Consider the following 19,784-nt stretch of genomic DNA (forward strand, 5'->3'; position numbering starts at 1 on the left):
GCTGAGGACCGCGGCTCGCCGAAGTGGTGGAATGGCAGACACGGAGCACTCAAAATGCTCTGCTCGAAAGGGCGTGCGGGTTCAAGTCCCGCCTTCGGCACCCAGTTGACCTGCGCACACACGCGACGTCTCGAATCCTGTTCGCACCCTGTCCACACCACGGGCCGGCGAGCGCGCGTTCACGCCGGTGCCGGATTTGGCGAGTTGTTCGCAGTCATGGCCATGCTCCTGAGCTGAACCCGAGGTCGCCCGGCCACGGTTGGCCCTCTCCTACGCGGGGGTCGGCGGGCTGTTCCTGGTCGAGCCAGTCCGCTTCCGGGACCGCGGTGCTCGACTCGTCGTCGTGACTGCCGGCCATGGTGGTTCCTCCTGTTCTTGGCGCAGTCGGGCGTTCTCTCCCTCCAGATCAAGGACCATGCCTATTCCGGCGAGGTTGAGGCCGGCGTCGAGCAGGTCCCCGATCCGCCGCAGCCGCTCCAGGTCGTTCGCGCTGTACCGGCGGGTGCCCCCCTCGGTGCGTTCGGGTTCGAGCAGGCCGCGAGCCTCGTACAGGCGCAGGTTCTGCACGCCCATGCCGACCAGGTCGGCGGCCACCGAGATGCCGTACACGCCGCGGTCCCCATCGGGTACCGGTCCTGTCATCGGACCCATCCTTCTGTTGAGAAATTCTGTCGTGAGCTCTTGCATCAGTATGGCAGTGGTGCTACAAGAAATCTATGGCGATTGCCACAGACTCAACCGGAGTTTGTGGCACCGCCGGGAGAATCAGACAACGCAGCATCAGACAACGCAGCATCAGACAACGCAGCATCAGACAACAACACAATGGAGGTGACCACGATGCTGATGCGCACCGACCCGTTCCGTGAGCTGGACCGCCTGACCCAGCAGGTCTTCGGCCCCGACGGCACCTTGGCGCGACCGTCGGTCATGCCGATGGACGCCTGGCGCGACGGTGACGTCTTCCATGTCGAGTTCGACCTGCCCGGAGTGAGCCAGGACTCCATCGACATCGACGTGGAACGCAACGTCGTCACGGTCAAGGCCGAGCGGCCGGCCCGGGCCAGCGACGCGGAGCTCCTCGCCGCAGAACGTCCGCGCGGGGTGTTCAGCCGCCAGCTCGTGCTCGGGGACAACCTGGACACCGACCGCATCGAGGCCAGCTACGACGCCGGGGTGCTCACCTTGAAGATCCCGGTCGCCGAGCAGGCCAAGCCGCGCAAGATCGAGATCAGCAGCAGGCACGAAGGCCAGCAGGCCATCAGCGCCTGAACCCCGACGGCAAGGCCCATGCCTACGACCCCCGCTGACCAGAACCGCGCCGCGAATTGCGCGGACGAGCAGTTCCTGGAGCTGGTGTTGGCCGACGAACAGCTGCTGCGGGCCGAGTTCGACGCGATCATCGCCCACGCGTGGGGGAGTCGTCCGCCGCCGGTCAGGCACAGGGGTGCGCCGCCGGCCGCACGCGCGCAGCCGGGCTATCCGCTGGTGCCGTGTGGCTGTGGGGCGGCCGCGCGTCGACCACGACACCCCGGTGTCGGCGGGTGGCGCCGGCAACGGTCACCACCTCGGCGACCGGGCACCCGCGCCGGCGACAGGGCCAGCGCCGACATCAGGAGAGAAGGCAGGTGATCACCCGACACGTACCATCGCTGACGACAGAGCAACCTTTCGCAAGCTCTCGCCTGGGCCGCGTTCCCGAGATCGCGCCTGACGCCACTCGCGCGACGCCCACGCCTTGACGGCGTACCAGTTCACGGCCCAGGCGAGGCCCACGGGGCCTCACGTCGCACCCATTCACGCCTCGCGCCAGCCCACCATCCGCGGTGCGCGCCGGCCGTTCCGAAAGGCGCCCAGCGCCGCAGGACCGTGCCAATTCCTCGACGGGACAATCCTTCGACCACATGGCCAGTGACCAGTCCGACCAGAGCACGACCGGCACCTGGCCCCCACCCCCGACCGGACGCAGGCTCACCATTCGCTTTGCGCCCACCGTGACCGGTCAACCGCCGATCCGAGTAGGCCCGGTCGTCTGGCACCGCGCTCCGCGCTGAGTCCTGTGCGCACGCTGCTGTCCCGGTGCTTTCGCCGTGGGGTCAGCCTTTGACGCCGCCTTCGTTGGCGCCGCGGATGAAGTAGCGCTGCAGGGAGAAGAAGAGCACCGCGACCGGGATCGTGGTGAGTAGCGCTGCTCCGAGCTTGAGCGGGAACTGGGTGCCGGCGCCGAGCTGGCCGCTCGTGAGGGATGCGAGGCCGGTGACGAGTGTCATGTGGTCGGTCGTGCCCTTGGTCACGACGATGAAGTGGCTGAACTCGTTCCAGGAACCTTGGAAGGACAGGATCGTCAGGGTGATCAGCGCTGGCCGGGCCATGGGCAGCACGACTGACCAGAAGGTCCGGAAGATCGAGGCGCCGTCCATGCGGGCGGCCTCTTCGATCGAGATGGGGACCGAGTCGAAGAACTGCTTCATGATGAAGACGCCGGCTGCGTCGACGACGAGGGGCAGGATCATCGCCGTGTAGGTGTCGTAGATGCCGAGGTAGTTGACCATCAGGAACTTGGGGATGAGCAGGGCGACTCCGGGCACGCTCATGACGGCGAGCAGGGCGCCGAAGACTGCGCCGCGACCGCGGAACTTCAGCCGTGCCAGTGCGTAGCCGGCGAGGCTGTCGAGGAAGACCCGGGCGAGCGTGACGATGACGGCGATGAGCACCGAGTTCTTGATCCAGGTCGGGAAGGGCACGACGCCGCTGCCGAAGATCGTTTTCCAGGCGGTCAGGCTCAGGGGGTTCGGGACGAGCGACAACGGGTGCGATGCCGCGTCCGGATCGGTCTTGACCGAGGTCACGATCTGGATGAGGAAGGGCACGATGAAGATCAGGGCGAAGATGGTCAGTGCCCCGTAGATGAGCGTCTGCTTCAGGGGGCTGGTGCGGGTGGTCATGCGCGTGCTCCCTTCCGGCGGCGGAACGGTGAGGGTCGTTCGTCCTTGTCGGTCAGTGCCCACCGCTGGATCTGGGTGAGCACGACGATGATCAAGAAGACGACGAAGGCCATCGCGGCGCCTGAGCCGTACTTGAAGTTGCCGAAGCTCTGTCGGTAGGACAGGAACGCGGGGGAGAGGGTTGTTCCGTTGGGTGCGCCCTTGCCCATGACGTAGATCTGGTCGAAGACCTGCCAGGTGCCGATGAGGCCAAGGGTGAGCACCAGGAACAGGACCGGCCGGATCATCGGGATGGTCACGTTGCGCAGCTTCTTCCAGCCGGTGGCGCCGTCGAGGGCTGCTGCCTCGTCGATCTCTACGGGCAGGTCTTGCAGGGCGGCGATGAACATGAGCATGAAGGTGCCCGAGGTCGTCCAGACGACGAGGATGATGATGACGCTCATCGCCACCGAGGGGCCGGACAGCCAGTCCCAGAGGCTGCGGCCCAGGATGTCGTGCTGACCCCAACCCGGGTTGTCCACGCCGAGGGCGTTGAAGAGCAGGTGGATGAGGCCGCGGTCGTCGGTGAACCAGTCCGGCCCGCTGAGGCCGACGACCTTGAGCAGGCCGTTGACAACGCCGGTGCTGGAGAAGATGAAGAGGAAAACCGTCGAGATGGCGATCGAGCTGGTGACCGAGGGGGAAGTAGAACGCGGTCCGGAAGAAGCTGCGCGCCTTGAGGACCTTGGCGTTGACGAGCAGGGCGAGCCCGAGCGCGAGGGCGGTCTGTGCGGGGACGACGAAGAGCACGTACCAGAACGTGTTGCTGATCGACTGCATGAAGTTGGACCGGGTCAGCCCGTCCCTGGCGAACAGGTCGGTGTAGTTCTTTGCGCCGACGAAGTGGGCGCCCGGGCCTCCGGCGAAGGGGTTGGTTGACCCGTTCCAGTTGGTCAGACTCACCCACAGAGCCATCACGATGGGGATGGCCAGGAAGAGCCCGAGGATGACCACCATGGGCGACACGAACAGCCAGCCCATCGGTCCCTGCGGACCGTGCAGACCGCCACGCCCGCCCTTGGTGGGCTTCCCGGGACCGGCGACGACTCCTTGGGTGCCGACCGATTCGAGGGAGGCTGGTCGGGCCACTCCGGCTGACGTCATGTGCTACTCCTGCGTGAAGGGTGTGGCGGCCAAGGGGTGGGGGTCTTGATGCGGACGAGTGCTGGGGAGGTATGCCGGTGGCGCCAGCGCAGGGGCGAGGCGCCACCGGCATACCGAGTGGGTCGGTCAGCTACCCGAGAGGGCTGCCTTGCCGTTCTTTTGGAGCTCGGCCAGCATGGCGGCCGGGTTGCCGCCCTTGGACAGGGTGGCCAGCTCGGCGTTGAACTTGCTCATGACGTCGTCCAGGCCGGCGAGGTTGACCGGGCCCTGACCGTAGGCCGCACCAGAGACAAAGGCTGCGGAGTCCGGGTACTTGGCTGCGAACTGCTTGAGGCCTTCGGTCGTCGAGGGCATCACGCCGAAGGCGTCGGCGAAGGCCATCTGCTGGGCCGGGGTGATGAGTGACTTGACCAGGTCGACGGCAGCGGCCTGGTTAGCCGACTTGGCGGCGATACCCCAGCAGTTGGTGAACATGAGGGTGCCCTTGCCGGCGGGGCCGGCAGGGAGCTCGACGGTCTTGTACTTGATGTTCGGGAAGTCCTTCATGCCGCCGGCGATCCAGTTGCCTTCGATCGTCATGGCAGCCAGCCCCTTGCCGAATGCCTCGCCGCCCCAGCCAGTGGCCGGCTTCGTGTCGGTGTTGAACTTCAGCACCCCCGCCTTCATGAGCTTCTGGACCTCCTGCAAGCCCGCGAGGTTGCCCGCAGCGTCGGCGGTCATCTTGCCGTCAGGGGAGACGACCCACCCGCCGGCCTGCTTCATGAAGGCGCCACCACGGTTGATGTCGTTGCCGATGACCAGACCGGTGACGTTGCCCTTGGTGAGCTTCTTCGCGGCGGCCTCCAGGCCGGCCCAGTCCTTGGGGATGTCGGCGTCGGTGAGGCCGGCCTTGGCCCACATGGCGGTGTTGATCTCGAGCGCGAGGGTCGAGGAGTCCTTGGGCGCGCAGTAGAACTTGCCCTGGTAGGTGAACGACTTGACCAGGGAGTCGACAAACCCGGCACTCTTGACCTGGTCGCCGTAGGCGTACAGGTTGCCCGCCTTGGCGTACGTGCCGACCTTGCTAGCGTCGGTGTAGAAGAGGTCGGGTGGGCTCGAGCTGGCGAACGCTTGGCCGAGTTGCTGACCGAGGTCGGAAGCGGCGATGACCTCGACGGTGTTGCCCGTCTTGGTCGCCCACGCCTGGGTGGCCGACTTGACCGCGGCCGTCTCGGCGGCACCGGAGCTACCGATCATGACCGTCAGCTTGACCGGGCCCTTGCTGGTGTTCTGCGTCGTGGAGCTGCTGAAGCCACCACTGCACGCGGTGAGCGCGAGCGCAGCGGTAGCGGCCAGGGAGAGCGCAGTGGTACCACGGACGGACCGTGTCTTCATGGGTGTCTCTTTCAGTTGGTGCGGTCGCCCGCAGGGGACGAACTGGCCCGGATGACCAGTTCAGGGGGAATCACGAGGCCGGCCTCGAGGCCCTTGCCGTCGAGCAGCTCGAGGACGCGGTCAGCGGCCACGGCCAGTGGCTGGCGCACGGAGGAGAGGCCGAGCGCTGAAGCCAGGTCGCCGTCGTCGAAGCCGACCAGACCCATGTCCACCCCCGGCCGCCAACCGCGCTCGCGCAGGACCACCCACGCGCCGGCGGCGAGGACATCGGAGGCGCAGACAATCGCACCTCCTCGGCCCAGCCGGTCGATGAGCGGCCCGGCCGCCGCGGAGGCGAGCGAGATGTCCTGGGCAGCAGTGGCCTGCCAGGCTGCACTGTCCATGCCGAGGTCGAGAGTCGCGCGCGACCAGCCCAATCGGCGGTCATCGCCGACCGCGGACCCCGGCGGCCACCCGAGGAAGCCGATCCGCTCGAAGCCATTGCCGGCCAGGTGCCGCACGGCAGCCTCGATGCCTGCGGCGCCGTCGACATCGACCCACGCGGTGTGCGTGGGGTCGTCCCAGATCCGACCGAAGGAGGCAAAAGGGATGCCATTCTCGCGCAGCCACTGCGGACGCGGGTCGCCGTGGCGGGTGTCGGTGAGCACGAATCCGTCGACCAGGCGGGAGGCAAGGAGATCCTCGTACGCCGAGATGGGGGCTTCGGGGTCGGGCGCGGTGAACGGCACAATGTGCGCGTCGTGCCGACGGGACAGGGTCGTCAGGCTGACGAGGAAGTTGACCAGGATGTTTCCCTGGCGCCCGACGCCGGTGGTGTTCAGCTCCAGGCCCCAAGCGCCGGCGCGCTCCTGCTTGAGGTTGCGCGCGGCCCGGCTAGGTCGGAAGCCCAGGCGAACGATCTCCCGGGTGACTCGTTCGAGCGTGTCGGGCGCAACCCGATCCGGCTGGTTGACGACGTTGCTCACCGTTTGGCGGGAGACCCGCGCGGCGCGGGCAACGTCCATCACAGTCGCGCGGCCGCGACCCCCTCGATCCGACGTCATCCTTGACGGCCACCCTCCGCTGTGGAACGTTCATATTCGCGTCTGGAAGGATGCGCCTTTGAACGTTCATATGGCTGGCGGACAGAATCGCGCCTCCGGGCGCGGACTGTCAAGACCCTCACTGAAATGCACGGGAATGAGAACATTCCCGGCACCCAGTTCCCGGAAGAGAGCACATGCCCGCGCCGCGCATCGACACCCCTGCCGGACCTACCCGAGTGCAGCCATGGCTGCATGACCTCGTCATCACCACGGCGGGCAACGTGACTGCGCTCGGATCGGCCGACGGCGATGTAGGTCGCTCGGCGGCTGAGGGGCTCTACGTCGATGACGCCCGGGTTGTCTCGCGGTGCCTGGTCACCCTTGCCGGTTCGACCCTCGAGCCGGTCGGGCGGGCCGCACTGGGCCCGCGGAGCGAGTTCGTGGGATCGGCCCGCCACCTCGGTGCCTCGGGCAGCCCCGACCCGACCGTCGAGGTGCACCGGCGTCGCCTGCTCCGTGGTGATGGTGCCGAGGAGACGCTCACCATCAGGTCGCGCGCGATGCCGATTACCGCCGACCTCACGGTCGTCCTGGGAGGCGATGGTGCCGAGATCGCCGTCGTCAAGGGGGGGAATGCGCTCGGCGTGCTCGCGCCAGCCGTTGCGACCTCCTCTGGTGGCGGGTGGACCACCTCACGCCACGGCGTGACCGTCGTGTGCGATCCGGCGCCGACCAGCTCGACGGTCGATCCCGACGGCGCACTTCGCCTGACCCTGCCGCTGACCGTCGATGCCGGCGAGTCGGCCACGGTCGTCCTGCGGACCTCAGTCGCACGCATCGCGCCGTCGCGCTTCGACGCCGACGACGCAACCAGTTCCGTGGCTTGGCCCGACGTGGTGTCCGTGGTCGCCGGTGACCCGCGCCTGACCCGGGTCGTTGCGGCCTCGCTCGCGGACCTCCAGTCGCTGCTCCTCAACGACCCCGATGCGCGCGGAGACTTCTTCGCCGCCGCCGGATCGCCTTGGTATCTCACGCTTGTTCGGCCGTGACTCGATCTGGACGGCACGTCTCGCCCTGCCGATCGGGACCGAGCTGGCGGCGGGCACCCTCCGCGCGCTTGCCCGCCGCCAGGGCACGAAGCACGACGCACTTCGGGCCGAGGAGCCCGGCAAGATCCTCCACGAGGTCCGCCGGGTCGCCTACGCCGACCCGACCAGCCACCTCGAGCTGCCGCCCGTGTACTACGGCACCGTGGACGCAACGTCGCTGTGGATCTGCCTCCTCCATGATGCGTGGCGGTGGGGCATGCCGGAACACGAGGTCCGTGCGCTGCTACCCGAACTCCGTGCTGCCACCACGTGGCTCACCGACATCGCGCCCGGCGCCGACGGGCTCCTCACGTACGTCGACCGGAGCGGCACCGGCCTGGCCAACCAGGGCTGGAAGGACAGCAGCGACTCGATCCGCTGGCGCGACGGCCGGATCGCCGACGCACCCATCGCGCTCATCGAGGCCCAGGCATATGCCGTGGAAGCGGCCCGTGCGGCGGCCACCCTGCTGCTGGCGCTGGGTACCGATGACGACGCTGGACGCGCTCAGCTGCTCGAGGCCTTCGCCGACAACCTGCAAGGCGTCGTCCGGCGACGGTTCTGGGTGGGCGCGGGGGAGAGCGCCTATCCCGCGATGGCCGTCGACGGCCACGGTGAGGCGGTGACCGGCCTCGGATCCAACATGGGCCACGGGCTCGGCACGGGACTTTTCACGGCCCAGGAGGCGACCCGGGTGACCGACGTCCTCACCGAACCCCGGATGCTCGGAAAGCACGGCATAGCGACCTACGCAAGCGACAACGGTGGCTTCAACCCACTCGGCTACCACACCGGGTCGGTATGGACCCACGACACCGCGATCTGTGCCCTCGGCATGCTCCGGGAAGGCCACCGCGCCGAATCTGCCCTCGTCGCCCAGCGACTGCTCGCGGCCGCCGAGGCCTTCGACTACCGCTACCCCGAGCTTGTTCGCCGACACCGGTGTCCTCGGTGAACCAATCCCCTATCCAGCCTCCTGCCGTCCGCAGGCATGGTCTGCAGCCTCGGCCGTCGCACTCCTCACGATCGCGCTCGGACTGTCGGTAGACGTCCCAAACCGGACGGTTACCGTGCAGCCCCCTCCGGGACTGCCGTTCGGGCCGATATCGGTGCGCGGAATACGAGTCGGCGATGCCTCGGTGGCGGTCTCGGTCGATGCCGGCGGCCGTGTCAGCATCGACGGACTGCCCGATGGGTTCACCCTGAACGCCTGACTTGCTGGCGATTGGTTTCCGCGCCTCGACGTCCTCCCGTGTCGGCGAGGGAAGGTTGGCCACAAGATTGGTACGACTCTTGCTAGCCCGCGTCATCAGCCTCGGCGCTCGCCCTTGAGCTGTGAACCGGGGGGCCGGAAGGACCGCGCGCAGAGGACCCGGTCGTCCGCCAGTACCGGTTCCACCTCCGGACCGCTCGGCCGATGCGCTGGAACAGGCTCACGTTGAGGCGCTCAGTGCGCTGACCCGAACCGAGCGGCTGGCTGTGCTGCGCGCGGTCCAGACCTCGCTGGTGGCCGGGCTGCGCCTTGGTCTCTGGAAAGCGAAGTCGGGGTTGGCAGCACCTTCGGGTTTTCGATAGCTCTGCGACGGGGGACGGGCGAGGTCCTGGGCGAGGAGGATGGGCCACGCTCGCGTCGATCGTGGTGATCGAGGATGATCGCCGATCGTCAGACCTGCTGAGCGCATACCTGTCAGGCGCAGCCCTCACGGTCACCCAGCCCTCAGGGTCACCACAGCGCGCAGCGCGAAGTCCCCCCTTACGGCGGAGCGGGCGAGGATATCCTGACGCGATGGCGTACGCGCTCGCCAGTAGACCGGTCCCTGAGGGGGAGGCGTGGGCGCGGTCCGCGCTCGCGCAGCTCGGCCACGTGCCGGGCGTTCATCGGGCCGGGCTGGCACTGGTCGAAGGCGGTGGACGACGGCTGCTCTTTACGGCGAGTGACCGCGACGACGAACGCAGCCTCGAATGGTGTGAAGTCGACGCGTACGACGACGTCCCGCTGAACGACACGGTCCGCACAGGTGCGACGGTCGTGGGCTCGCTGGACGACCTCGCCGACCGCTATCGCGCGTTCGTTGACCGCCAGACGCTGACGACGCACGCGCTCGCGTCCGTCCCGATCTTCGCGGCTGGTCATGTCCAGGGCGGATACGCGCTGTTCTTCGACACCCCGCAGCGCTTCGACCTGGCACAGCTGACCGAGCTCGAGGATCTGGGGGTACAGCTGGGCGTTGACCTCCGTCGCGTTCAGCGCGCCACCACGCACGCCAGCAGATCCCTGCAGGCCGAGCCGGTGCCGCATGGCGCACGGGCGGCTACGTACTCGGTCGCCGCGGACCGTAGGGCGGTCGCCCAGGCGCGCCACTTCGTGCGGAGGACCCTCGCGGGATGGGGCATCGAGGAGGACACCGTCGACGACGCGATCCTGTGTCTGAGCGAGCTGGTCACCAACGCGATCATCCACTGCGATGCCGGCTGCGAGCTTCGCGTCGTGCTCGACGGTGGCGTCATCACCACGACCATTCGCGACGGCGGCTCGACAGTCGTCGTCGATCCCAGAAACGTCACGGTGGATCCGCTGTCCGTGCACGGACGCGGGCTCCAGCTCGTGGACGCCTTCTCGACCAGATGGGGCTCGGAACTGGACGCCGTCGGAATGACCGTGTGGTTCGTGCTCGAACCGACGCGGTGACCCGTGTGGCGATCAATCCCTCAGCTGCCCTCCGGTGGTGAGCGATGCTCCGCGTGTGCGCGCGGCACCACGGGCACCTTTCGCGCCCCAAGGATCTTTGCCGACGGTCCCTACGCCGCAGCCGAGCAGCGAACCGGTCGACGAACCGGCCAGGCATCGCCACGGTGGGTCAGGTGCGTGGGATCTGGGAACGCAGCCCGATGAGCTCCACGGCATGGTCGTTGAGGGCCACGTCCTCCGGTGAGGACGGTTGCCACCCAGGCACGGCCTTCGCGTGACCTTCCTCGTCGCGAGCCACGAAGACGATCAGGCAGTGAGTGGTCTGCTCCAGGACTCCGGTCGCCGGGTCGCCGGAGCGGACGTGCACGCTGACGTGCATGCTCCTCGCGCCGGTGTGCAGCAGGCGCGCCTCGACCTCGACCAGGTGGCCGATGTGGAGCGGCCGGTAGAAGCGCACCCCACCCACGAAGACCGCCACGTTGTCGGCGCTCTTGGTCCACTGCGTGGCCAGGATGTGAGCGGCCTCGTCGATCCAGCGCATGACGATGCCTCCGTGCACGTTGCCTCCCCAGTTGACGTCCGTCGGCGCGGCCAGAAACCGCAGCGTCACGTTCGGGGCGGTGCCGGCGTCGGAGTACGTCTGGGCCGCCATCGCGGTCTCGATCTTGGCCCGCAACGCGATTCGTCGCACGGCGCTTGCCTGCCGCTCCCGGTCACGGTCGTCCAGCGGCTCCCAGACGGGGACCGCCACGGAGCGACGGTCCGCATCGATCGCCACGAACACCATGAGGCATTCCGTGGCCGGCTGGAGGGCGCCGTCACGCGGGTCGCCGGAGCTGACCGAGACCAGGATGTGCATGCTGCTACGCCCGGTGTGGACCAGGCTGGCCGTCGCCTCCACCAGATGCCCCACGCCCACGGGCTTGGTGAAGCGAACGTTCCCCACGTATGCCGTGACGCAGTAGGTGCCGCCCCACCCGACCGCTGCCGCGTAGCCGGCCTTGTCGATCCACTCCAGCACCCGCCCAGCAGAGACGTTGCCCGAATAGCCCGCGTCCGTGGGCGCGGCGAGGAACCGCAGCGTGACTGAACGGGCAGGAGCCACGCGACCGTTATACCGCCCAGCCAGTCGGGTCTGCACGATCGTCCGAGAGTGCTTGACCGGGCGCTGTGAGCGACGTCCTCAGTACCGAGGGGCCGAGGCGACCGACCGACTCTTCTCATCGGCCCAGAACGGGCATATCGTGGTGCCGCTGCCCCGGACCCGGTCGCGTACCTCCGGGGCACCGTCGCATAGCCCAGGGGTGCGAAGCCCCTGGCGCAGGTCACCGAGCGCACCCCCTCCCGCCATTCCCTCCTCGAGCAGCGAGGGGGTGCGCTCAACCCGGTCCTGCTCAGGTGATATTCACGGGGGTGCCCAGGGGCAGGACCCTGGCCAGGGTGGTGATGTCGCCGTTGCTGAGTCGGATGCAGCCGTGGCTGCTGGAATGGCCGATGCTGTTGGCGTCGCTCGTGCCGTGAAGTCCGATCTGACCAGGACCGCCGCCGAAGGACGTCAGGACGGTGGAGAAGGCCGACAGGCCGTAGGCATACGGCCCGTAACCAGGGTTGGTGGGGGCGAGGAGCTCGGTCAGGAAGAACGTTCCCAGCGGGGTGGGGGTCCCCCCGGTACCCGTGGCGGCGGCGAAGGTCGCCACGAGTCGCCCCGACCGATACAGGGTGAGCCGGTGGGCGGCGGTGGAGATCTCGACACGATAGGTAACCCGCGCGGTCCGCACCTCGCTCCCGCGCACCCAACCCGTGCTGCCGTTCGGTCGGACCGGCAGGGACACCTGCAACCAGGGTCCGTCCTGCCGGGTGACCAGCAGCGTCAGCGGTGCCCCCGCAGGCTGGGGGTTGGCGAGGTTCCGGATCACCGGACCGTCCGGGGCTGAATGGATGTGGAGGGTGCGCCCGACGGCGGTGGCCGAGACCGATGAGGTAGCTGACGGCGCGGCGCCTGCCCCTGTCGTGGCCGGCGTGGCTGTCGTGGCTGTCGCGGCTGGCAGTGAGGAGGCAGGCCCTTGCACCACGTGCGGAGGAGCCGAGGCGCAGCCCGCCAGGACGATCGCCAAGACCGCCGCGAGCAGGAGGCCGCACAGTCGTTGCCCTGGGATGACCTGCCCCTCTCGTCGAGGTCCTACTTCAGTGGGCCACTAGCCCTGCCGTGAGGAGTGCCGTGGACCCCGGCGCAGGCCAAGGGTCCACCCGCGGACTACCCGGTGAAACGAGCAGCCGCCTTCACGGCGACTGCCGGCCCTGCCGCTCCGCCCACATCGGCGCCGGTGCGGGTTCCAGCCATGCCGCCCATGGTTGCGCTGGTGCCCGAGCCGCCTGTCCCGGTCGTGCCGGACCCGCCTGACGTGCCGCTGGGTGTCGGGGTTCCCGAGGTGGTCGAGCACAGCGGCCGCGTGATCGTGTTGTCGTCCAGGGTCACCGCGCCGGTGCTGGCCAGCAGCCGGCCCGCAATGGTGGCGCCAGTGTTTGCGGTGATCGAGGTATGAGCAAGAACGGTGCCGATGAAGACGGAGTTCGTCCCCAGGGTCGTGGAGCTACCGACCTTGAAGTAGACGTTGCACGGACTGGCGCCGTTGGTCAGCACCATGGCGCTGGCTGATGCCGTGATCAGGGTGCTGGCCGACTGAAAGACGAAGACGGCGTTCGGGTTGCCCTGCGCATTGAGCGTGAGCGCGCCGGTCAGGGACAGCGTCGTACCCGTGTACACGCCCGGCACCACCGTGCGACCTCCCAGATCCGCGGTCACGGCCGAGGTGGTGCTGCGTCCGGCGGCGTCGTTGTAGGCGGTCGTGAGGTCAGTCTTGGCCCGCAGAGCGACTGCGTCCGCCGAGTGGATGGTGCCGTTGAACACCAATCCCGGGGGAAAGCCGGTCACCGCAGTCCCAGGGCTGACCCCGGCGCTGCCGCTGATCCGAGACGCGCCCGTGTTCGTGATCGTCGATCCGGCCAGCACGGCGAAACTGCCCGCGGTGCCGAGACCCACCGGAGCCGTAGCTGCGTCGGCGGGGCGTGCCGCCCCGAACCCGACCACGAGAGCAACGGCCACCCCGCTGGCAACAGCCAGTGACCGACGGCTGCGCCACAGCGGCATGCCGCTGCCGTGCGTGGGGAAGGAGCCAGAGACGGGGATGGAGATGCAACGTGCGGCCACGGTGGGCACCCTAACGACAGGAAATGCTACGGGCGGCCATACCAGTTGAGGGGCGCTGCCCGCGCGTACTTCCCCGCTGTCTCTCAGTGGTCAGGGTCGCCCGCTTTGTACGGTTTGTCAAGGGAAGTGTCGACTTGCGACGACTTGTCGAGCAAGGCCCGTCAGGCCGGGCGTCCCGGACCCCTCGGGACCCGCGAGGCACGTTCCGCAACGCCTTCGTCGTCCGGGTCCTTGGCTCAGCCGCCGGCCCCAGCCAGAGCCCGAGAACGACCCGCGCTCAGGCGGGCAGTCGGCTCTGCATCCGCTGCTCGAGATCGTGCATCACGATCGCGGCGAGGTCTTCGAGCGTCGTGAGGTCCTCGTGGCTCATGGTTCGTGGCTCGCGGTCGATGATGCACAGCGTGCCCAGGTTGTAGCCGTCCCTGGTGTGCAGCGGGATGCCGGCGTAGAACTGCAGGCCCAGCTCCCCTGCTACCAACGGGTTGGACAGGGCACGCGAGTCCAGCCGGGCATCTTCGATGATCCACGGCTCGTCCTGGAGGATCGCCGACGCGCACAGACCGGGCTCGCGGTCCACCTGGGCGACCTCCAACCCGTGGTGGGACTTGAACCAGATGCGGTCGCGGTCGACCACGCTGACGATCGCGATGGGCACCGAGAACAGCCGCGAGGCCAGGGCGGTGATCCGGTCGAACGCACCGTCCGCGGGCGTATCGAGGATCTGGTAGCGGTGAACGGCCTCCAGCCTGGCAGCCTCGTCAGGGGGCATGACCGATGAGGTCCCCGTATGCCGCGTCTTCTGCGCGACGATGATCTCCGTCAGGGCGCGCGCCGAGTCCGCAGCGGTTGGCCGGGAACCGGGGTCGGTTGCGGTCATGACTGTGAGGAGCTCCAGCCATTGCGGGTCGAGGCTGGCGGGGATGTCGGGCCCGTGCAACAGCCGCGCCAGGGCGCTGGGCAGCGGGTCGCCGGGGAAGGACTTCACCCCGGTGAGGCATTCGAGCAGCACCAGGCCGAGGGAGTAGATGTCGCTGGCCGGTCCGAGCGGTTCGCCCTTGGCTTGCTCGGGACTCACGTAGGCCGCGGTGCCGATGAAGGATCCGTTGCCGCCGGACAACGGGGCCTCCATGAGCACGGCGATGCCGAAGTCCGTGAGCTTGGCCCGGACCCTGGCCGCGTCATGGCCGTAGTCGAACATCATGATGTTGGCCGGCTTGACGTCGCGGTGGACCACGCCGTGGTCGTGGACGTAGGTCAGTGCCTTGGCCAGGTCACTACCGATCTGCGCCACGTCCAGCGATCGCAGCGGCCCTTGGGCGAGGCGGTCACGCAGGTCGGGCCCGTCGATGAGCTCCATCACCAGGTAGATGCGCGGCCGATGGTCGTCGGACACGTCGGCACCCGCGTCGAACAACGTGACCAGGCCGTGGTGGTTCAGTCGCGCGAGGAGCTTGACCTCGTCCTCGTCGCGGCGCAGGTCATCGGCGTTCACGACGGGGGGCTCGATGAGCTTGACGGCGACGTCACGGCCGAGGAACTCATCCCGTGCTCGGTGGACGGTGCCCACCGAGCCTCGCCCAAGCTCATCGAGGAGTCGATAACGGCCGCCGAGGAGCGTGCTCCCAGTACCGTTGGCTGAACCGTCCGACACGTGCATCCGCTCTCTCAAATTACGAGAAAGAGTACGCCAGCCGCGGCCGGCTCAGGGAATCGGCCTCAGATCGACGGGTTCGATCAGGCCACTCGCCGCCGCGGAGGTTTGGCAGGAGGATCAGCCCATGGAAACACCTCCGATTGTCTCCCCGCAGGAGTGGCACGAGGCCTGGGAGCGCATGCTGGTGAAGGAGAAGGAGCTCACCCGGGCGCGCGACGCCCTGGCTGCGCACCGGCGGCGCATGCCATGGATGGCGGTCGACAAGGCCTACCGTTTTGCAGGGCCGAACGGATCGGCACGCCTTCTCGACCTGTTCGAGTCCCGCCGCCAGCTGATCGTCTACCGCGCCTTCTATGCGCCGGACATCACCACCTTGGCTGAGGGTGGCTCCTACCCGGACCGTGCCTGCGTCGGGTGCTCGTTCGTGGCCGACCAGGTAGCGCACCCGGCGCATCTGAATGCTCGCGATACCACCTTGGCGTTCGTCTCGCGGGCCCCCCAGGCGGACATCGCTCACCTGAAGGCGCGCAACGGGTGGGAGCTCATCCCGTGGTACACCCTGACCGACGACTTCGACACCGACTTTGGGGTCGACGAGTGGCACGGCACGAATGCCTTCATCCGCGACGGGGACCGGGTGTTCCGCACGTACTTCGTCAACAGTCGTGGTGACGAGGCGATGGGCAGCACGTGGAGCTATCTCGACCTCTCCGCGCTCGGGCGCCAGGAGACGTGGGAGCGCTCGCCGGACGGCTACCCCCAGACCCCGCCCTACCAGTGGTGGAACTATCACGATGCGTACGGGCACGGGGCGTGACGGACCACCACCTCAGGTCCTCATCGCTCTAGGAGGTCGACAGGTCGTTCGAGTGCGCGCCCAGCTGCGCCGCAATCGCCCGGCGTGGTGGATCGGGCCGCCCTGACCTGCAGGGCTCATGGGTGGCGAGCAGGCCCTGGACGCGGCTCAGGAGGGCTCGGGGGCTGAACGGCTTGACCAGGTAGTCGGTCGCCCCGGCCGCGAGTCCTGCGTCCACATCACTGTCTCGCGACCTTGCGCTGAGCAAGACGACGGGCACGGCGTTGGTGTGGGCGTCGGGATGTTCGCGGATCCGTCGGAGCACGTCCATGCCGGACAGGCCGGGCATCTGCACGTCCAGCACGACCACGTTCGGCGGGTCGGCCTGGAACGAGTCCCACGCTGCGGCGCCGTCTCCCACGGCGTGGACCGCATACCCCGCACCGGTGAGCTTGAAGTGCACCAGGTCGCGAATGTCGGCGTCGTCGTCGGCCAGCAGCACGCGGACCGGGCTGAACGCGCTCATGGTCGATTGGCCTCCGATGTGGTCGATTGGTGAGAAACGTACGTGAGCGCGCGCGTGCGGGTGGACGCCTCGCCGAAACGTGGTCCAAACGGGGGATGCCCGCCTCGACCGCAGGAGGTGGATTGGTGCGCACCACGCGGCGACTGGGTGGGGCCAGTAGCCTTGTGCACGCCGACAACGCCGACAGCGTCGAGGTAGCCGACAGAGGAATGAGACCGATGAACGGGTGCGCGAGACCAGTGCGGTCACGTCGGTGAGTGACACCGCGGCGCGCCTGCGACGCCTCGTCGACGCCGAGCCACCCCTGGTCGAGGACCACGGCCTCGCCGGTCGGCTGGATCGGATCTGTCGCGCCGCGGTCCGGGTTCTGCCCGCCGACGGGGCGGGCGTCACGATCATGGACGGGGATGCGCGCCCGGCTGGCCCGATTGCCGCCTCCAGTCCCCGATTTCGTCGGTTGGAGGAGATCCAGTTCACGCTGGGGGAGGGACCGTGTGTCGAGGCGTCCGCGGCGCGGAGCCCGGTCCTCGAGGAGAGCCTCGCGACCAGCGGTGGGCGCCGCTGGCCCGGATATGCCGCGGCAGCCCAGGAGCAAGGCGTGGCGGCCGTGTTCGCCTTTCCGATCCAGGTCGGTGCGGCCAGGCTCGGCGCGCTGGACCTGTACCGGAACGAGGAAGGGTCGTTGAGCCCAGCGGCGGTGGCGGACGCGCTGGGGTTGGCGAGCATCTGCCTGAACACCCTGCTGAGCGCGCAGGAGGTTGCGACCGACGGGGACGCGACCACCGTGCTGGGCGACCCGTTGCGCCACAGCGCAGTGGTCTTTCAAGCTCAGGGCGTGGTGATGATGCAGCTGGGGGTGCCGTTGGCCGAGGCGATGTTGCGGCTTCGAGCCCACGCATACTCCCAGGGCCGGGCCCTCGGCGAGGTCGCCCGCGATGTCGTCGCCGGTACGCTGGTCCTCGCCCGAGACGACCTGTGAGCACGAGCCTGGCCCGTCGCCGAGACCGGGTCGACGGGAGAGCATCATGACCACCATTTCCAAGGAACGCCTGGCGGAGACGCTCGTTCAGGTGGCTGACACCCTCGTCGACGACTTTGACCTCATCGACTTCCTCACCATGGTCACCGAGCGGGCAGCCGAGCTCGCCGGCTCGTCGGCGGCCGGCCTGCTGCTCAGCGACGAGCACGGACAGCTCCAGTTCATGGCCGCCTCGACCGAGTCGGCTCGGGTCGTGGAGCTCTTTCAGGTGCAGCGGGAAGAGGGTCCGTGTCAGGACTGCTTCCGGTCTGGGAGCTCGGTCTCGGATGCCGAGCTCGTGCGGGCCACCCAACGCTGGCCCGCCTTTGCTCCCCGCGCGGTGGCGGCGGGATTTCGCTCGGTCAACGCGTTCCCGCTACGCCATCATCGGACCAGGATTGGTGCGCTGAACCTGTTCGACACGGCCCCGCGGCGGTATGCCGGCGCGGAGGAGCGCCTTCTGCAGGCGTTGGCCGACGTGGCCACGATCGGCATCCTGCAAGAACGCGCCATCCGTCGTGGAGAGCTGCTCACCGAACAGCTCCAACGGGCGCTGAACAGCCGGATCACCATCGAGCAGGCCAAGGGTGCCTTGGCCCAGGTCCACACCGTCACCCCCGATGCGGCGTTCGAGCTGTTGCGGGACTACAGCCGCCAGCGCGGGCAGCGGCTGACCGAGATCGCCGACGCCTTCCTGCACGACCCGACCAGCCATCCCGGCCTGACCGAGCGTCGGCCCTAGCCGGCCCGCCGACCGCGAGCGTGCCCCCTCAACCGCAGGCAGGGGGTGAATTCCGCGGGAGGGGGCACACCCATGACCTGCCCCAGGCGACGGCCCCCGAGTGTGCGAGTCGCCCCAGAGGTCGAAGCCATGGTCTGGGGCAGCACTATTGACGATAGGGCGCCGGTGTCGGCAGAGGCAAGGACAGCATGCCCGGGGGTTGCTACCGTTCGCGCCAACCATGCGCAACCAGAGCGCAACCTCGTGCAGAGAGGGCCCCATGGCGAATCCTCGTCCCATCGATCGTGACGCGCCCATGGACTACCGCGCGGTGTTCGACGCGTTGCCCAACCCGTGCGCGCTGCTCAGCCCCGACCTGCGCGTGCTCGATGTGAACGCGGCATACCCAGTGGTGGTCGGCCGTACCCGGCGCGAGCTCCTCGGCCGCGACTTGGTCGAGGTGCTGCCGTTCGGCGGGCTGGAGGCCGTCGACGGGGCCGCCCACCGCATCCGACGGTCGTTGCAGCGGGCCTTGGCCAGCGGGATCCCCGAGGTCCTGCCGGTCCAGCGCTACGACGTTCGAACGGACGCCGCGGCCCAGACGCCGCTCGCCACCCGCTACTGGATCTCGACGGCCACGCCCATCACGAACGCGGACCAGGTGGTGGTCGCGCTCCTCCACAAGATCCAGGACGTGACCCCAGTCGTCCTGTCGGTTGCTGCCGACATCGGTGCCGGCGACGCGGTTCGCGGCGTGGACCTTGAAGGGCACTCGGACGTGTTCGCGTTGGCGCGGGAGCTGCAGAGCGCGAACGCCCTGCTGTTGGACGCCCAAGAGCGCGAACGCGAGACCAGCCTGGCGCTGCAACGCGCGATGCTCCCCGCCTCCATCCCTGAACGGGCACGCGGACGGGTCGCGGCCAGATACCTGCCGGCGAGCAGCTCCCTGAGCGTCGGAGGCGACTGGTACGACGTCGCCGCGCTGCCGGACGGGCGGCTGGCGGCCGCCGTGGGCGATGTTGTCGGACACGGTCTGCACGCGGCCGCTGTCATGGGCCAGCTGCGCAGCGCCCTCAGCGCCGTAACGGTCGCGGACGTCGGACCCGGCAACGCCCTGCAGGTCCTCGACCGGTTCGCTCGACAGATCGACCAGGCCACCGCCACCACAGCCGTCAAGGTCGTTCTCGACCTGGAGCAAGGCACCGCGACCTACAGCAGCGCCGGCCACCTCCCGCCGCTGCTGCATCATGCCGACGGGAGGATCGAGGCCCTCGACCAGGCGCTCGGGCCGCCGCTGGCGACCACCGACGAAGCCGACGCCCGTCCTCAGGCAACCACGCACTTCAGCCCGGGCGCCCGGCTCGTCCTGTACACCGACGGCCTGGTCGAACGCCGCACCGAAGACCTGACCGTCGGTCTCGCCCGCCTCGCCACCTGCCTGCGCGAGCATCCAGGACTCAGTCCGGAGGCACTCATGGACACCATCCTCCGCCAGGTCCGCGAGCACGAGCGCGCCGCCGACGACACCGCGGTCCTCGTCATCGGGCTCTGAGTCGGGCTCTGACCCACGGGCGGGAAGGGCGCCGAACTGGCTCCG

General features: G+C 68.6%; 19 protein-coding genes and 1 tRNA gene. 10 read left to right on the forward strand and 10 right to left on the reverse strand.

The window, feature by feature from the left end:
* The first annotated feature begins 17 nt into the window (after window positions 1-17).
* A tRNA-Leu gene (locus GKE56_RS03685) sits at window positions 18-100 on the forward strand.
* Window positions 101-270: 170 nt separating this feature from the next.
* Here GKE56_RS03685 and GKE56_RS03690 read toward each other — a convergent pair.
* A complete protein-coding gene (locus tag GKE56_RS03690) occupies window positions 271-642 on the reverse strand; it encodes a MerR family transcriptional regulator (protein ID WP_154683396.1) in 372 nt (123 codons plus the stop codon).
* A 198-nt stretch (window positions 643-840) separates the two neighbouring features.
* Between GKE56_RS03690 and GKE56_RS03695 the strand changes: the two genes are divergently transcribed.
* Window positions 841-1,272 carry an Hsp20/alpha crystallin family protein gene (locus GKE56_RS03695; RefSeq protein WP_154685601.1) on the forward strand — a complete coding sequence of 144 codons (432 nt, stop codon included), beginning with the start codon at window positions 841-843 and terminating at the stop codon, window positions 1,270-1,272.
* A gap of 824 nt (window positions 1,273-2,096) precedes the next feature.
* On the opposite strand, the gene GKE56_RS03700 is transcribed toward GKE56_RS03695, so the two are convergent.
* Together GKE56_RS03700 and GKE56_RS17185 are read right to left on the reverse strand one after the other, a co-directional pair.
* A complete protein-coding gene (locus tag GKE56_RS03700; RefSeq protein ID WP_154683397.1) occupies window positions 2,097-2,945 on the reverse strand; it encodes a carbohydrate ABC transporter permease in 849 nt (282 codons plus the stop codon).
* Window positions 2,942-3,607, reverse strand: a complete 666-nt coding sequence (locus GKE56_RS17185) for a carbohydrate ABC transporter permease (protein WP_370518484.1) — start codon at window positions 3,605-3,607, stop codon at window positions 2,942-2,944. The genes GKE56_RS03700 and GKE56_RS17185 overlap by 4 nt, the downstream gene beginning before the upstream one ends.
* Between GKE56_RS17185 and GKE56_RS17190 the strand changes: the two genes are divergently transcribed.
* The gene (locus tag GKE56_RS17190; RefSeq protein WP_230209164.1) at window positions 3,567-3,863 is read left to right on the forward strand and encodes a hypothetical protein; all 297 of its coding nucleotides are present in this window, start codon (window positions 3,567-3,569) and stop codon (window positions 3,861-3,863) included. The genes GKE56_RS17185 and GKE56_RS17190 overlap by 41 nt on opposite strands.
* Before the next feature lie 351 nt (window positions 3,864-4,214).
* Here the strand turns inward: GKE56_RS17190 and GKE56_RS03710 are convergent, their stop codons facing one another.
* Both GKE56_RS03710 and GKE56_RS03715 read right to left on the reverse strand, forming a co-directional pair.
* Window positions 4,215-5,462, reverse strand: a complete 1,248-nt coding sequence (locus GKE56_RS03710) for an extracellular solute-binding protein (protein ID WP_154683398.1) — start codon at window positions 5,460-5,462, stop codon at window positions 4,215-4,217.
* 11 nt (window positions 5,463-5,473) lie between these two features.
* Window positions 5,474-6,466, reverse strand: a complete 993-nt coding sequence (locus GKE56_RS03715; RefSeq protein ID WP_195908224.1) for a substrate-binding domain-containing protein — start codon at window positions 6,464-6,466, stop codon at window positions 5,474-5,476.
* A 215-nt stretch (window positions 6,467-6,681) separates the two neighbouring features.
* On the opposite strand from GKE56_RS03715, the gene GKE56_RS03720 reads away from it, so the two are divergent.
* The 3 genes from GKE56_RS03720 (at window position 6,682) to GKE56_RS03730 (ending at window position 10,264) form a co-directional block, all read left to right on the forward strand.
* Window positions 6,682-7,536, forward strand: coding sequence for a glycogen debranching N-terminal domain-containing protein (locus tag GKE56_RS03720; protein ID WP_154683400.1), 855 nt, complete (start codon window positions 6,682-6,684; stop codon window positions 7,534-7,536).
* Entirely contained in the window at window positions 7,523-8,530 is a 1,008-nt protein-coding gene (locus GKE56_RS03725; RefSeq protein ID WP_154683401.1) for an amylo-alpha-1,6-glucosidase, read from the forward strand. Before GKE56_RS03720 ends, GKE56_RS03725 begins: the two co-directional genes overlap by 14 nt.
* Before the next feature lie 831 nt (window positions 8,531-9,361).
* Window positions 9,362-10,264, forward strand: coding sequence for an ATP-binding protein (locus tag GKE56_RS03730; RefSeq protein WP_154683402.1), 903 nt, complete (start codon window positions 9,362-9,364; stop codon window positions 10,262-10,264).
* Window positions 10,265-10,433: 169 nt separating this feature from the next.
* Here GKE56_RS03730 and GKE56_RS03735 read toward each other — a convergent pair whose 3' ends face one another.
* The 4 genes from GKE56_RS03735 to GKE56_RS03750 all read right to left on the reverse strand — a co-directional run bounded on the left by GKE56_RS03735 (window position 10,434) and on the right by GKE56_RS03750 (window position 15,039).
* Entirely contained in the window at window positions 10,434-11,369 is a 936-nt protein-coding gene (locus GKE56_RS03735; RefSeq protein ID WP_154683403.1) for an acyl-CoA thioesterase, read from the reverse strand.
* Window positions 11,370-11,658: 289 nt separating this feature from the next.
* Complete coding sequence (locus GKE56_RS03740; RefSeq protein WP_230209165.1) at window positions 11,659-12,180, reverse strand: L,D-transpeptidase; 522 nt, start codon at window positions 12,178-12,180, stop codon at window positions 11,659-11,661.
* Between the two features lie 338 nt (window positions 12,181-12,518).
* Window positions 12,519-13,472 carry an ice-binding family protein gene (locus GKE56_RS03745; protein ID WP_230209166.1) on the reverse strand — a complete coding sequence of 318 codons (954 nt, stop codon included), beginning with the start codon at window positions 13,470-13,472 and terminating at the stop codon, window positions 12,519-12,521.
* 277 nt (window positions 13,473-13,749) lie between these two features.
* Complete coding sequence (locus tag GKE56_RS03750; protein ID WP_230209167.1) at window positions 13,750-15,039, reverse strand: GAF domain-containing serine/threonine-protein kinase; 1,290 nt, start codon at window positions 15,037-15,039, stop codon at window positions 13,750-13,752.
* Between the two features lie 211 nt (window positions 15,040-15,250).
* Here GKE56_RS03750 and GKE56_RS03755 point away from each other — a divergent pair, with 211 nt between their 5' ends.
* Window positions 15,251-15,943 (forward strand): DUF899 domain-containing protein, encoded by a 693-nt coding sequence (locus tag GKE56_RS03755; RefSeq protein WP_154683406.1) that lies wholly within the window; start codon window positions 15,251-15,253, stop codon window positions 15,941-15,943.
* 28 nt (window positions 15,944-15,971) lie between these two features.
* Here GKE56_RS03755 and GKE56_RS03760 read toward each other — a convergent pair whose 3' ends face one another.
* Window positions 15,972-16,448, reverse strand: a complete 477-nt coding sequence (locus GKE56_RS03760; protein WP_154683407.1) for a response regulator transcription factor — start codon at window positions 16,446-16,448, stop codon at window positions 15,972-15,974.
* A gap of 253 nt (window positions 16,449-16,701) precedes the next feature.
* Here GKE56_RS03760 and GKE56_RS03765 point away from each other — a divergent pair, with 253 nt between their 5' ends.
* The 3 genes from GKE56_RS03765 to GKE56_RS03775 all read left to right on the forward strand — a co-directional run bounded on the left by GKE56_RS03765 (window position 16,702) and on the right by GKE56_RS03775 (window position 19,739).
* A complete protein-coding gene (locus tag GKE56_RS03765) occupies window positions 16,702-17,427 on the forward strand; it encodes a GAF and ANTAR domain-containing protein (RefSeq protein WP_195908225.1) in 726 nt (241 codons plus the stop codon).
* 46 nt (window positions 17,428-17,473) lie between these two features.
* Window positions 17,474-18,208 (forward strand): GAF and ANTAR domain-containing protein, encoded by a 735-nt coding sequence (locus tag GKE56_RS03770; protein WP_154683409.1) that lies wholly within the window; start codon window positions 17,474-17,476, stop codon window positions 18,206-18,208.
* A 259-nt stretch (window positions 18,209-18,467) separates the two neighbouring features.
* Window positions 18,468-19,739 (forward strand): PP2C family protein-serine/threonine phosphatase, encoded by a 1,272-nt coding sequence (locus GKE56_RS03775; RefSeq protein WP_195908226.1) that lies wholly within the window; start codon window positions 18,468-18,470, stop codon window positions 19,737-19,739.
* Window positions 19,740-19,784: the final 45 nt, after the last annotated feature.

Origin of the sequence: Nostocoides sp. HKS02, assembly GCF_009707485.1 — a bacterium.
Lineage (GTDB): Bacteria > Actinomycetota > Actinomycetes > Actinomycetales > Dermatophilaceae > Pedococcus.